Annotated in this window: 10 protein-coding genes; 3 read left to right on the plus strand and 7 right to left on the minus strand. The window is 66.5% G+C overall.

All coding sequences use genetic code 11. The annotated features are described in order from the left end of the window. Positions 1-71 precede the first annotated feature (71 nt). Genes ACF8R4_RS13150 through ACF8R4_RS13180 form a run of 7 tightly spaced genes read right to left on the minus strand, consistent with a single transcriptional unit; the run spans position 72 to position 8,374 of the window. A complete protein-coding gene (locus ACF8R4_RS13150; RefSeq protein ID WP_200929322.1) occupies positions 72-1,850 on the minus strand; it encodes an ABC transporter ATP-binding protein in 1,779 nt (592 codons plus the stop codon). Then, positions 1,847-2,674: an ABC transporter permease gene (locus tag ACF8R4_RS13155; RefSeq protein ID WP_060498208.1), complete on the minus strand. Its 828-nt coding sequence runs from the start codon at positions 2,672-2,674 to the stop codon at positions 1,847-1,849. Before ACF8R4_RS13155 ends, ACF8R4_RS13150 begins: the two co-directional genes overlap by 4 nt. After that, on the minus strand, positions 2,667-3,743 hold the full coding sequence (locus ACF8R4_RS13160) for an ABC transporter permease (RefSeq protein WP_060498209.1): 1,077 nt from the start codon (positions 3,741-3,743) through the stop codon (positions 2,667-2,669). The genes ACF8R4_RS13155 and ACF8R4_RS13160 overlap by 8 nt, the downstream gene beginning before the upstream one ends. Next, positions 3,736-5,310 (minus strand): ABC transporter substrate-binding protein, encoded by a 1,575-nt coding sequence (locus ACF8R4_RS13165; RefSeq protein ID WP_164524386.1) that lies wholly within the window; start codon positions 5,308-5,310, stop codon positions 3,736-3,738. The genes ACF8R4_RS13160 and ACF8R4_RS13165 overlap by 8 nt, the downstream gene beginning before the upstream one ends. Positions 5,311-5,320: 10 nt before the next feature. Next, positions 5,321-6,508 carry an LLM class flavin-dependent oxidoreductase gene (locus ACF8R4_RS13170; RefSeq protein ID WP_060498211.1) on the minus strand — a complete coding sequence of 396 codons (1,188 nt, stop codon included), beginning with the start codon at positions 6,506-6,508 and terminating at the stop codon, positions 5,321-5,323. A gap of 54 nt (positions 6,509-6,562) precedes the next feature. Beyond that, on the minus strand, positions 6,563-7,294 hold the full coding sequence (locus ACF8R4_RS13175) for a class II aldolase/adducin family protein (protein ID WP_060498212.1): 732 nt from the start codon (positions 7,292-7,294) through the stop codon (positions 6,563-6,565). Between the two features lie 18 nt (positions 7,295-7,312). After that, entirely contained in the window at positions 7,313-8,374 is a 1,062-nt protein-coding gene (locus ACF8R4_RS13180) for an ABC transporter substrate-binding protein (protein ID WP_392492655.1), read from the minus strand. A gap of 379 nt (positions 8,375-8,753) precedes the next feature. Here ACF8R4_RS13180 and ACF8R4_RS13185 point away from each other — a divergent pair, with 379 nt between their 5' ends. The 3 genes from ACF8R4_RS13185 to ACF8R4_RS13195 all read left to right on the plus strand — a co-directional run bounded on the left by ACF8R4_RS13185 (position 8,754) and on the right by ACF8R4_RS13195 (position 13,782). Beyond that, positions 8,754-9,986 carry an acyl-CoA dehydrogenase family protein gene (locus tag ACF8R4_RS13185; protein WP_060498214.1) on the plus strand — a complete coding sequence of 411 codons (1,233 nt, stop codon included), beginning with the start codon at positions 8,754-8,756 and terminating at the stop codon, positions 9,984-9,986. Between the two features lie 177 nt (positions 9,987-10,163). Then, a complete protein-coding gene (locus ACF8R4_RS13190) occupies positions 10,164-11,939 on the plus strand; it encodes an ABC transporter ATP-binding protein (RefSeq protein ID WP_060498215.1) in 1,776 nt (591 codons plus the stop codon). Further along, positions 11,932-13,782, plus strand: a complete 1,851-nt coding sequence (locus tag ACF8R4_RS13195; RefSeq protein WP_392492657.1) for an ABC transporter ATP-binding protein — start codon at positions 11,932-11,934, stop codon at positions 13,780-13,782. The genes ACF8R4_RS13190 and ACF8R4_RS13195 overlap by 8 nt, the downstream gene beginning before the upstream one ends. Positions 13,783-13,799: the final 17 nt, after the last annotated feature.

The raw sequence follows: 13,799 nt of genomic DNA on the forward strand, positions 1-13,799 counted from the left end.
CTGGGAGATCGAGCGCCGCGCGGGTGGCGCTCGATCTCACCAGGCGCCAAACTTCTTCAGACAAACCACCATCAAAACCGGGCAAGGCTCGGCGAGTGCGCCACCAGGTTGCGGGTATAGGCGTCCGCCGGCCGCTCCAGCACCTGCCCGGCACTGCCCTGCTCCACCACCCGCCCCTGGCGCAACACCAGCACGCGGTCGGCTATCGCCCGTACCACGCCCAGGTCGTGGGTCACGAACAGCAACGTCAGCCCCTCGCCCTGCAAGCGCCGCAGCAAGGCCAGAATCGAGGCCTGCACCGACACATCCAGCGCCGAGGTAATCTCGTCACACACCAGCAACTTCGGTTCACAAATCAACGCCCGGGCAATCGCCACGCGCTGACGTTCGCCGCCGGAAAGCCCCTGCGGGTAAAGGTCGGCTACTCGCGCCGGCAATGACACCCGCGACAACACGGCTTCGACCCGCTGCCGGGCCTCGGCACCCCGCACGCCAAAAAAGTGCGCCAAGGGCGCACTCAAGGTTTGTCCCACCGTCTGCCGTGGGTTGAGTGCACGGTAAGGGTTTTGGAACACATACTGAACCTGGTGCCGCAACCGTGCATCACGCTGCCGGGCAGCGAAAGCCAAGGGTTTCCCGGCATAGCGCATTTGCCCCTGCACGTTCTCGCCCAGCCCGGCAATGGCTCGGGCCAGGCTGGTCTTGCCCGAGCCGGACTCACCGACCAATGCCAGGCATTCACCCTGGCGCACCTGCAGCGACACATCGAACAGCACCTGGCGGTCATAGGCGACATCCAGACCCTGCACCTCCAGCAGCACGTCGCCGGGGGCGGCCAGCGCTTCGGCCTGCACCTCACCCACGGCCGCATGTGCGTGCGCTGGCACCAGGCACGCCACCTGATGGCTGTCTGCATGCGCCAGTAGCGACGGCGCAATCACTGAACACTCGGCACGGCGCCGGCCGCAGCGCGGCGCAAATGCACAGCCATCCGGGCGCTGCCCGGGTGCCGGTGCATGCCCGGCAATCGCTTGCAACGGCTGGCGCCGGGCTATGTCGGGAATCGCGGCGAGCAAGGCGCGGGTGTAGGGGTGCGCAGCCGTGCGGAACAGCACCTCGCGCCCGGCCACTTCCACCAACCGCCCGGCGTACATCACCATCACCCGGTCGACCAGGTCACGCACCACTGCCAGGTCATGGGTCACGTACAGTGCCGCCACGCCCTGGCCACGGCACAGACGCTTGAGGGTTTGCAGCACATGGGCCTGGGTGGTCACGTCCAGCGCGGTGGTGGGCTCATCAAGCACGATTAGCTTCGGTTTCAAGACGAACGCAAGGGCCAGCATGACCCGCTGTTGCTGCCCGCCAGACAGTTGATGCGGGAAACGCCGCAGGAAGGCGTCCTCATCGGGCAAGCCCACATCCCGCAATGTTTCGCCGACACGCAAGCGCACGGCGTCACGCGACAGTGCAGGCTGATGCGCCAGCAGGGTCTCACCCAGCAAGGCACCGATGCGCAGCGCGGGGTTAAGCGCCGTGGCCGGGTCCTGGGCCACGTAACCGACCAACCCGCCACGGGCCAGGCGCAACGCCTCACCTTCCAGTTCGAGCAGCGATTGCCCGGCCACCACTACTTGCCCACCCACAATGCGTGCCCCCTGCCGGGCATGGCGCAGCAAGGCGGTGGCCAACGTGGTCTTGCCCGAGCCGGACTCGCCCACCAGGCCAACGATTTCCCCAGCCGCCAGGCTGAAAGAAACTTCGGCCAGCACATCGACCTGCCCGGCCAGTTCTACCCGCAGGTCACTGACCCGCAACACTTCACTCGCAACATTCAACGGCACGTTCATGGCTGCTTCTCCCCTATCCGTGCGCTGGCCCGGCCAATGCCTTCGGCCAGGATGTTGGTGCCATAGGCAAACACCCCGATGAGCAAGGCAGGTGCCAGTACGGCCCAGGGCTGTACCAGCAGGCCTGCCTGGTTTTCGTTGATCATCAGGCCCCAGTCCGCAGCAGGCGGCGCCACCCCGTAGCCCAGGAAACTCAGGCCCGACAGCATGCCCACCGCCCAGGTGAGCATGTTGCCGAAGTGCACCAACAGCGGCGTGAGGATGTTCGGCAGGATTTCCTGAAAGAGGATGCGCCAACGTGGGTAACCCATCATCTGCGCCGCCTCGACGAACTCCTGCCCCGCCACCGCCACCGCGCTGCCACGGGCCAGGCGGATGACGCCGGGGGTGAAGGCGATGGCCACGGTCAACACGATCAGCCACGGCGCCCGGCCGAGCATGGACACGATCAGCAGCACCAGGATCAGGTCCGGGAACGCCAGCGACACGTCGGCCGCCCAGCTGATGGCCTGGTCCAGGCGCCTGCGCGAGAACCCGGCCAACAGGCCCAGGCTACCGCCGACCAGTAACGCGAGGGTGGCCGCCGCCACCGACATCCACAACACCGACAGGCCGCCACTGAGCAACCGCGACAGCAGGTCATGGCCCAGAAAATCATGCCCCAGCGGTGCCCCGGCAGCTGGCGGGCCATACACCGGCCCAACCATTGCCGTGGGCGCATGCGGCACCAGCCAAGGGCCGAGTGCTGCCAGCAGTGCCACCAGCAACGTGATCACTGCGCCGCGCCGCACCTGCGGGTCGGCCAGCCAACGCGATTCAATCATGGGTCGCCTCCTGGGCCAGGGTGCTGCGTGCACGGCGCCACCACGGGCGGATACCACGCCGGACACGGCGGATCATCCGCACCCGGCGTGCAGTGCGCAGCTTGGGGGTGAGCAATACCGTCAGCAGGTCGGCCAACAGGTTGATCAGCACCACCGCCAGGGTGATGACCAGCACCACGCCCTGGATCATCGGCAGGTCGCGCATCTGGATCGCCGCGTTCAGCGCGGTGCCAATGCCCGGGAAACTGAAAATGACCTCGGCCAGCAGCGCACCACCGACCAGCGTGCGCAGGGTCAGCGCCACGCCTTGAATGGCCGGGGTCAGGGCATTGGGTAACGTATGCCGCCAGACAATGCGCCGCTCGGGGATACCGCGCAGGCGCGCGGCAATCACATACTCGGACTCCAGCGCCTCGATCATCGAAGCGCGCACCATGCGCGTGAGGTACGGCAGTGCCGTCAGGCTCAGGGCCAGCACCGGCAGCACCAGCGACGGCCACTGCCGCCACAACGGCAGCTGCGGGTCGAGGATCGATACCGCCGGCAACCAGCCCATGCCGGGCATGGAGAACAGCAGCACCAGGCCGATGGCCAACAGAAAGCCCGGTGTGGCCTTGAGCAGGATCAACGCCGACAGGCTCCAGCGGTCCAGCCGGCTGTCGCGGCGCAGGGCCAGGCTCACGCCCAGCAACAGGGCCACCGGCACCACCAGCGCCAGCACCCCGGCCAATAAGGCCAGGGTGTGGCCCAAGCGGCCGAACAACAGCTGCGCCACCGGGACCTGGGAATCCAGCGATACCCCCAGGTCCCCGCGTAGCGCAGCGCACAACCAGCGCAGGTACTGCACCAGGATCGGCTGGTCGAGGCCCAGCTGGCGCTGCAGGGTGAGGATGCTTTCCAGCGGCGCATCCGGGCCAAGGATCACCCGCGCCGGGTCGGAAGGCAGGGCCTGGGTGGCAATGAACACCACCAGGCTGATCACCCAGGCCGTCAGCAGCCCGTAACCGAGGCGGCCGATGAACCAGGCCAGCCAGGCCGGTGTGCGGGGCGTGTGTCGAGTATCAGGCATTGGGGTTCAACCAGAGTTCGTCGAAGCGCCAGGAGGCAAAAGTGGTCTGTTCCGGGGTGAGGCCACCCACCTTGGCCGACGCGGCATCGAGCACGTCGGAAAAGCCCCAGATCAGCAGCCCGCCACGTTCGTGCTGGATGGCCTGCGCTTCATGCACCAAGGCCTTGCGCTGCGCCAGGTCGGGCTGGGCCAGGGCCTGTTGGTAGAGTTCGGTAAAGCGCGGATCATGGAAGTTACTGCGGTTATAGATGGCCTGCGGCGCATCGTTGTGCAGCGCCGAGGCAAGAAAACCGCGCGCCGGGGTCGAGCCTGGCGACAGTTGCCATTGCTCACGTTGCGGGCCGTTGAAGACAGACCCGTCCACCTGATTGACCTTCACTTGCACCCCGGCCTTCAGCGCCTGCTGGGCAAACACCAGCGCAGCGTTTACGCCGGGGCCTGGCGTGGTGGTGAGTTCGACGCGCAAGTCCTGCTGCCCGGCCTGGCGCAGCAGGGAACGGGCCTGGTCGAGGTCGTACGGGCGCTGGGCAATACCGTGGTTGTAGGTGGGATCGTGGGGCGAATACAGGTCGTTGGCCACCCGGCCAAAGCCATTGAGCCCACGCGCCACCAGCTCCTGGCGGTCAGCCAGCAGACGGAACGCCTGGCGCACACGCACATCTTGGAACGGTGCCTTGGCCAGGTTCAGGTTGAAGCCGGTGAACGAGGTGGTCGGCGAGGCATACAGGCGCAGCCGTGGGTCGGCCTTGAGCAACGCACTGTGCTCGGCCTGCACGCCACTGGCCACGTCGATCTGCCCGGCGCGCAGGGCGGCGGCACGCGATACCTGGTCTTTGAATTCGATGATTTCCAGCTCGTCCGCATAGGGGCGGTTGGGCTTGTAGTAGTTCTCAAAGCGAGTGTAGAGCGAGCGCTGGCCGGGGATGAAACTTTTCAGCCGGTACGGCCCCGCGCCCACCGGGTTGTTGACCGGGTGGTAGTCGGTGGGCACGATGCCGCCGAAGCTGATCAGCGTTTCATCCAGTGGGTAGAAGCTTTGGCCCTGTTTAAAACGGATCTCTATAGTGCGCTCGTCCAGCTTGCGCAGGGCCTGGCGATCGATGGAGCCGACCAGCCCGGCAAATGGCGATGCCAATTGCGGGTTGGTCAGGCGCAGGATCGAGAACAGCATGTCGTCGGCAGTGATGCTTTTGCCGTGATGGAACTCCAGCCCCGGCTTGAGGCGGATGGTCCAGGCGCTGGCATCGGCATTCGGCTCGGCGAACTCGGCCAGTGCCAGGCGCGTGCTGACATCGGCATTCCATTCCCAGAACTTGGCGTACAGCGCCCAACCTCGAATGATGCCACCGCCCACCGGCTTGTGCGCATCGAGGTTGCCGGCCTGGTCGCCGTCGATAATACCCACGCGCAAGCGCCCACCGCGCACCGGCGTGCCCGGCAACGCCGCACTGGTGGCTGCCGGCACGCCACTGTCGCAACCGCTGAGCAGCCCGCCGCCGAGCAGCAGGCCGCCACCGACGGCCAGGCTGTTGCCGAGAAACACCCGGCGCGAAAACAGCTCGCTCATCACCCTCTCCTTATGCCGGTTGCGCCACGACCGGCTTGCTCGCCGCGCCCAGGCGCGGTACGTCGAAGCCGTGGTCCAGGTCCAGCAACGGGAACAGCAGGTCGGCCACCCGGTGCGCCTCGTCGATCAGCGGGAAGCCCGACAGGATGAACGCCGACGTGCCCTGGGCTTCGTACTCGCGGATGCGCTCGGCGACCTGCGCGGCGCTGCCGACCAGGTAAGTGCCGGCAGCCGGGCCGAGCAGGTTGAAGCCGAACAGGCTGGGGCCCAGCCAGACGTTGGGGTAGATCTCCAGCTCGCGGGCCGTGGGCAGGCGCCCGGCGCGGATGCTGTCGAGGTTGCGTTGGATGCGCGGGTCGTCGCTGACATAGCTGTCGAAGGTCTGGCCGGGAGGCAACTGGCGTTCGATGGCCGCGCGCGCGGTGGCCAGCGAGGTGCGTTGCAACAGGCGCTCCGCGTGGGCCCAGGCTTCTTCCTCGGTCTCGCGCACGATCACCTGCAGGCGGGTGCCGTAGGTCAGCTCGCGGCCGATCTTCGCCGCCTCGGCACCTACCCGGCGGAACTTGTCGCCCAGCTTTTGCGGGGTGTCGGCGAAGCTCAGGTACACATCCAGCAATTGCACCGAGTGGGCTACGCCCGGTGCCGAGGTACCTGCGCCCCACAACGGTACGCCGGGCTTTTGCTTCGGTGGGTGCCAACCGCCCAGCGGGTGACGGGCAGCGGCTGGCGAGCGTGGTGACAGCTTGACGTAGCGGCCATCGTAACCGGCAGTTTCACCTGCGTAGAAACCCTGGAAGGCGCGCCAGTACTCCAGGCTGAAATCGTAGCGTTCATCGTGCGGGTAATGCACGCCCAGGGTAGCTAACCCTGCGTCGTTGCCGTTGACCACGTTGAATAGCAGGCGGCCGTTGGAAAACTGGTCGAAGGTGAGCGCCCACTTGGCCAGCACTGCCGGCGACAGCTCGCCGGGGTGCTGGGCGACCAGGAAGCGCAGGCGCTTGGTGGCGTCGATCAACGCTGCCGACACGGCCAGGCTTTCGTTAGGGCTGGAACCGAGCAGCGAGCCGTAGAAGCCCAGGCGGTCGGCGGCGATGGCCAGTTGCTTGAGGTGTTCGAAATCGGTGTGCCAGCGGCCTTCGGGTTCCCAGGGATAGGGGCCGTCGGGGGTGGTGAGGTACCAGAGGATTTTTACTGCCATTGGGTGGGGTCCTTATCTTTGGGTGGAGTGCAGGGGCGCACAGCGCCCCAAAGATCAGCCGCGCCGGTCGATGCCTGGCACCAGGCCCAACTCGGTTGCGCGCTCATACAACCCGCTCATCTTCCACTGCTGGGTCAGCACGCCTGGCCCGTAAGGGCGCGACCCACCCAAGGCATCAGCCAGCAATTGAATTTGCGCCCCCTCTTCCAGCAACAGGATGAACTCCGCCGTGGCGCGCAACCCCTGCTTGCCCCACACGGTGGAGCCGCCGTTGGCTTCCAGGATCGCCAGGTTGAACGGGTTCTCGGCAATTTTGTCGAGGATGAAATCCACCTCGGCCTGACGCCGGTCGATGTACACCGGCAACTCGCGGGCCAGCTGGTAGCGCTGCACCGGCACGTAGTGAAACGGCAAGGTGCGGTGGGTTTGCGCCCAGGCACCCAGGTACGGGCTGTGCACGTGTGACACGGTGGTGACATCGGCATGGGTCTGGAAAAGCTTGGTGTAGCGGCCCAGGCCACCTTTGCCCTTGCCGACGATGACGTTGCCGGAAAAATCAGTGACGGTCGCCTGCAACGGCTTGCGGTGGTTCCATGGCCCGCCGTAGTTCACCGATACCAGCAGCTCTTCACCGGGCACGCGCTCGATGAAGCCGACGGTGCCATTGGCGGTGATGGTGTTGGTTTCGCGAAATACGCTGAAGGCCGCTTCGGCTTCGGCCACCACCTGGTCGATGAAGGCTTGCAGTTCGGCAGTGACGGGGCGTTCGTTGATCAGTACGGTCATGTTCAATCTCCAGTCAGGTCAGGCGCGGCGCTGGGCCAGCAGTTCATGGGCAGCTTGCAGAGGCCGCGGGTCGACCCAGTCGACGATGTCGAAATCGGCTTCGAGGAAGCCGTGCAGGTACAGAAAATCCTTTTGCGTGCCGAGGAAGGCCAGGCGTTGCGCGGACAGGTCCGGGGCCAGGGTGGTGTGGAAGTCGCCGCGATAGGCCTCGGCTACGCCTTGGCTGCCGGCGCGGGTTTCTTCTTCGAGGATGCTGTTGAGCGCGGCGCGGTTGCCGGCTGCCCACTCGGCGGCACGCAGCGTTTGTGCAAGGAAACGCACCACCAGGTCGAAATGGTTGTCGAGCAGGCGCTGGTGCACGGTGATTGGCCGCGGCGTGCCGTTGTTGATGCGGTGGCGCGGGTCGGGCAGCAGGTCGAGGTCGACGCCGACCACCAGCCCCAGCCGGCGCGCGGCATCGGCAGCGGCCGCGCCCTTCACGTACACCGCATCGACTTCACCGCGTGCCAGGTACTCAAGCCCCGACCACAGCCGTTGCAGGCCCAGTTGCGGGGTGGCGGCCCCGGCCTGGTCGAGCAGCGCTACCTCTACCAGTTGCACGTCATCCAGGTGCAAGCCTGCCGAAGCCAGCGCGCCTTTGTACCCATGCAGGCTCATGGCACGGGCAATGCTGCCAGGCCGGGTATCGCCCCAGGCCGGCAGCGCCAGGCGCTTGCCACGCAGGTCGGCGGCGCTGCGAATGCCGGAATCCGGGCGGACCAGAATGGTCTGCCATTCCTCGATCCAGGTCAGGCCGATCAACCAGCTGGGCGAGCCGGCCGCACGGGCGGCCAGCGCCGGCACGTTGCCGCCTTCACGAAACAGCCCGGGCAACTGATGATCGTAATGGTGGTGGCCAAGCTGGCGGGCCTCCTGCAGGGTCGAGACTGGCAGGCCGTCGGCAGCGAACTCCTGCTCCAGCCAGCCGAGCTTGTAAGCGATGCCTGAGGCAGTGGGCACGGGGCAGCGGGTGAACCAGATACGCTCCAGGGCGGACGGGTCGTCTGCCAGGCGTTTTGCGATGGGGGTTGCGAGGGTCATGGGGTGGCTCCTTGGGCGTCGTGAAGGCAGCATTGCAGTGTGCGTGCCAACCGCTGGAGACCCTGATTTACACGGAGTTTGCCTTTGGTTGCGGGCGCTGTTTGCTGGGCTGGGAGCAGGATTGCGGGCGGGGTGCTGCCAGATCAGCAGGGCGTGTGTTGCTGGGGCAGCAAACAGTCTTGGAAGCCACGCAGGATGGGGCCTACAGAGGGGTGGCAAAGATATTGCTCAAGGGGTTCGGACCGCGGTGTGGCCATTCGCGGGCATGCCCGCTCCCACAAGGGCCAGCACAACCCTCAAGGGCGGTGCAGGTCCTGTGGGAGCGGGCAAGCCCGCGAAGCAGGCGCACTGGCCCCATCAGACAAACCGAGACCCCTCAATGAGTGCACTAGAACCCTCCCCCGCCCGCCGCCTGACCAGCGAAGCCGAGGCCATCGAAACCGCCCGCCAGGTCGCCGCGCACATCGCCGAACTGGCCGCCGACCCAAGCAACAACGGCCAACTCCCCCGCCGCCAGGCAGAGCTGTTGTCCAGCAGCGGCCTGACCGCGATCGCCGTACCCGCCCAGTTCGGCGGCCTGGGTGCCTCGGTGCAGACTGTGGTCGAAACCGTACGCCTGGTCTCCACTGCCGACGGCGGCGTCGGCCAGCTGCTGCAGATTCACAACGTGATGCTGCGCGGTATCTTTGCCGGCTACCCGGATGACGTGCGCGACCGGCTGATTGCCGACGTGCTGGCCGGCAAGCGCTTCGGCAACGCCTTGGCCGAAGTCGGTGGCAAGAACAAGTTCGCCCTCAAAACCCGCGTCGAGCGCCGCGCCGATGGCCAGTGGGTGCTCAACGGCAGCAAGTTCTACTCCACCGGTTCCTACCTGGCCGAATGGATCTCGCTGACCGCCGCCAGCGAAGACGGTGGCGTGGGCGTGCTGTTGCACCGCGACACCCCAGGGCTGACCCTGGTCGATGACTGGCAGGCCTTTGGCCAGCAGAACTCGGTGAGCGGCACAGTGAACTTCGACGACATCGTGCTCGACGAGCGCTACCTCACCCGCCGCAGCGGGCCGATGAAACGCACCGGCCTGACCTTCCCGCAAATCCTCCACGCCGCCATCGACACCGGCATCGCTGCGGGCGCCTTGCAGGCGGCTGTCGAGTACCTGCGCGAGCATGCCCGGGCCTGGGTGGAGAGCGGCGTCGAACGCGCCAGTGACGAGCCGCATGTGATTCGCCAGATTGGCGAGTATGCCGTGGCGCTACGCGGCGCCGAGTCGGTGTTGCGCGAGGCCGCGCGGGTGTTCGACGACCACGAGCGCGACCCGGAGAACAAGGCGCTGCAGGATGAGCTGATCTTGTCGGTAGCAACGGCCCGGGCACATTCCGATGCCGCATCGCTAAAAATTTCCAGTGATCTGTTTTCGCTGCTGGGGGCCAGCGCTTCGCTGAGCAAGTGGAACCTCGACCGCTTCTGGCGCAATGCCCGGGTACACACCACCCACGACCCGATCCGCTGGCGGCTGCACAACGTGGGCAACTACTACCTGAACGGGGCTGACCCGGGTGAGTACACAGCGGTGCTCAATGCCAAGGAAACCCAGGGCGCTACTCGCCGTTAAAACCCCATGCGGCCCAATCGCCGGCAAGCCAGCTCCCACAGGACCACATCAGGCCCAAGGCCAGCGCTACCTAAGGAAATGCTCTCAGGATGGCAACAGGCTCAAGGGCACTGCTATCACTGTGGGCGCTGGCTTGCCTGCGATGGGCTGCGAAGCAGCCCCCTTTGAGTGATCTACATGAACCACCCGCTCCTTCGGGCATTGGCCATCTACCGCCAAATGCCTTGGCGCTTCGCCTTGGTCACCGCCCTTTATATCGCCGGCAACCTCGGCCTGGCCTGGCAGCAGTGGCTGATCGGCCATGCGGTCGATGATGTCAGCACCGGCCGCGCCGTGCAGCGCCTGGCCGACGGTAGTCTGGACGCCAGCGTGGGCTGGCACTGGCTGTGGTTGCTGCTGGCCATCGCCCTGGGCCGTGGCCTGCTGCAATATGCCGCCGCCGTGCTGTCACTGGTACTCAGCCAGGCCCTGCTCACGCGCCTGCGTGAACGCATCCTCCTGCAGGTGCAGCGCCTGCACCTGGGGTATCACTGGCAACACGGAATGGGCGAACTGGTTACCCGCACCACCCGCGATGCCGACAAGGTGCGCGACGCGCTGATCACCTTCTGGCGGCAGATCATCGAAACGCCGCTGGTGGTGGTCGCTGCCGTTGGCCTGTTGAGCTGGTATGACCCGTTGCTGGGCCTGATACCCCTGCTGCTGACCGGCGCCGGGCTGTGGCTGTTCGTGATACAGACCGATCGCTTGGTCACGCTGGACCGCGCCGTGGCCGCCGCCTACGACCAGGTCAGCCAGGACCTGGCTGAAGGCATCGGCGGGGTGCGGGTGATCAAGGCGTTTGGCCTGGAACAACAACGCATCGCCCGCTTCGCCAGCCAGGTCGACTTATTTAGCGGCCACGCCCGCGCCGCCCTCGCCTACGCCAGTTCACGTATTCCGCTGCCACAGGCCGTAGTGGCGCTGGGGCATGTGTGGATCCTGGTGTACGGCGCCCATCGCGTGGCGGCCGGCGCCCTGGGCATCGGCGAGCTGGTGACCTCGCTGCTGGTGGCGACCACGCTGGTGTTTCGCATCGAGGGCATTGGTCGGGTGATGCAGACCTTCGCCGATGCCCGGGCCAGTGCCGAACGCATCTGGCAACTGCTGGACGAACGCCCGGCCATTGTTGGCGGCCACGCAACTCTGCCTGCCGGGCCGCTGGGGCTGAAGCTGAACCGGGTGCAAGTGGGTGCCGTTGAAGCTGGCCGGCCTGTCCTGCAAGGCTGCTCACTTACCCTGAGGCCCGGTGAAGTGGTGGCACTGGTAGGCGCCACTGGCACCGGCAAGAGCCTGCTGGCCAGCCTGCTGCCGCGACTGACCGATGTGCAGCGCGGCAACGTGCAGGTTGGCAGCGATGCCGGCGGTTGGCACGACGTGCGCGACCTCGACCTGGCCGACCTGCGCCGCCGTGTGCAGGTGCTGCCGCAAGAAAGCTTTCTGTTCTCCGACAGTCTGGCCGCCAACCTGCGCATGGCCGCGCCGCAGGCCAGCGACGCCCAGTTGCGTGAAGCGTTGCGCCTGGCCGCCGCCGAGGACGTGCTGGAGCGCCTGCCCCACGGCCTCGACACGCCACTGGGTGATCGTGGCGTGACGCTTTCTGGCGGCCAGCGCCAACGCCTGTGCCTGGCCCGGGCACTGCTTGGCGCGCCCGACATCCTCTGCCTGGACGACGCCACCAGCGCCCTGGATGCCCTGGGCGAACGCCAGGTGCTGCATAACATCCGCCGCCTGCACAGCACAGGCAGCCAGGGCCCGACCTTGCTGCTGATTACCAGCCGCCTTTCCACGTTGCTGTTGGCCGACCGCGTGCTGATGCTGGAAAACGGCCGCATCAGCGCCAGCGGCAGCCATGCCGAGCTGAGCGCGCACAACGCCCATTACCGCGACCTGCTGGGTATCGACCATGACTGATGTGCAGCACTCCCCTGCCAGCGATATCGACATCGAGCAACGCCTGGCTCGCCAGGCGCTGGACCGGGGCATGTTCCACCGCCTGTTGCCGCTACTGCGGCCCATTCGCCGGCAAATCGTGGCAGTGATCGGCATCGAGCTGCTGCTGGTGTTCACGGTTTTCCTGCGCCCGTGGTTCGTGCGCGAACTGCTGGACCGGGGCCTGGTGCCCAGCGCCGACCACTGGCTGCTCGACGAGCGCCTGGTGCTGTGGCTGGGCCTGGGGCTGGCAGCCAGCTGGCTGGGGCGCTTTCTGTTGGCGGGCGTGTCGCAGTTCATTGCCGGGCGTGCGGCAATCGGCGTGCTCAACAACCTGCGGGTTAATGTGTTCGCCCATGTGCAAGCACTGTCGGTGAGCTACTTCGACCAGACCCGCGCCGGGCGCATTATCGCCCGTGCCGACCGTGACGTGGATGCGCTGGAGCCCTTGCTGGTGCAAGGCCCGCCCGAGCTGCTGGGCGCCCTGCTACGCTGCGGCCTGGCGGCAGTGATGCTTTGGCGCATCGAACCCGGCTTCTTCTACAGCCTGGCGGCCACGGTACCCCTGCTGGCCGTGGCCACCTGGCGCTTCAAGCGGGTGTCGCAGCGCAACTGGGCCAAGGTGGCCGAGCAACGCAGCCGCTTCACCGCGCACCTGGTGGAAAGTGTCAGTGGCGTGCGGCTGATTCAGCAATGCGGCCAGGAGCAGATCAACCAGGCCCGCTATCGCCGTCTGCTGGAAGACTTCAACCAGGCACTGATACGCGGCAGCCTGCGCGCGGGCTGGTTCGCGCCGTTCACCGCGTTGCTGAGCACCGCCGGCATGGCCGTGCTGTTGCTGGTCGGCGCCCATGGCCTGGCGGAGGGCAAGGTTACGGTTGGCCAGGTGGGTGAGAGCCTGTTCTATGTGTTCCTATTCCTTGGCCCACTGCAGGAGCTGTCGGACCTTTTCGAACGCTATTCCACCGGCAGCGCATCCGCCCAGCGCATCTTCCTGCTGCTCGACACGCGGCCACAAGTGCTCGACCCGTCCGCGCCACACCCACTGGCCAGGGCACGTGGCCAGGTGGACTTTGACGCGGTCGGTTTTGCCTATGTGCCGGACAGCCCCCGGCCAGTGATCGACGGGCTGAACCTGCATATCCGCGCCGGTGAAGTGCTGGCCATCGTCGGCCCCTCGGGGCATGGCAAGAGCACCCTGGTGCAGTTGCTGACACGCTTCTACGAAGTGCAGCAGGGCGCCGTGAAACTGGACGGTATCGACCTGCGTGCGCTGGCCCAGCACGACTTGCGGCGCAACGTGGGTGTGGTGCTGCAGGACAATGTGCTGTTCAGCGGCAGCATCCTCGACAACCTGCGCCTGGCGGCACCGGCTGCCGACGATGCGCAGTTGGTAGCTGCAGCCCGCGAGTTGGGCGCCGACGAGGTACTGGAACGGCTGCCGCAGCGCTACCACACCGAAGTCGGCCCGCTGGGCGCGCACCTGAGCCATGGCCAGCGCCAACTCGTGTGCCTGGTGCGGGCGTACCTCGCCGACCCGGCTGTGCTGGTGCTGGACGAAGCCACCTCGGCGGTGGACGTGCACACCGAACGGCGCATAAAGCGTGCGCTGCGCCGGCTGTGCCAGGGGCGCACGGCTATCATCATTGCGCACCGGTTGGCGACTATTCGCGATGCGGACCGGATTGCCGTGGTACGGCACGGGAAGGTGGTCGAGCAGGGGCCGCATGCCGAGTTGATCGGGCAAAGTGGTGCTTATGCGGCGCTGTACGACGCGTATCTGCGCAGTGCCGGAGAAGTTGCATCCGAGGAGGTCGAGATCTGACTTGCCCGCGAAGAGGC

It is taken from the genome of Pseudomonas sp. FYR_2, from assembly GCF_043106425.1.
Lineage (GTDB): Bacteria > Pseudomonadota > Gammaproteobacteria > Pseudomonadales > Pseudomonadaceae > Aquipseudomonas > Aquipseudomonas monteilii.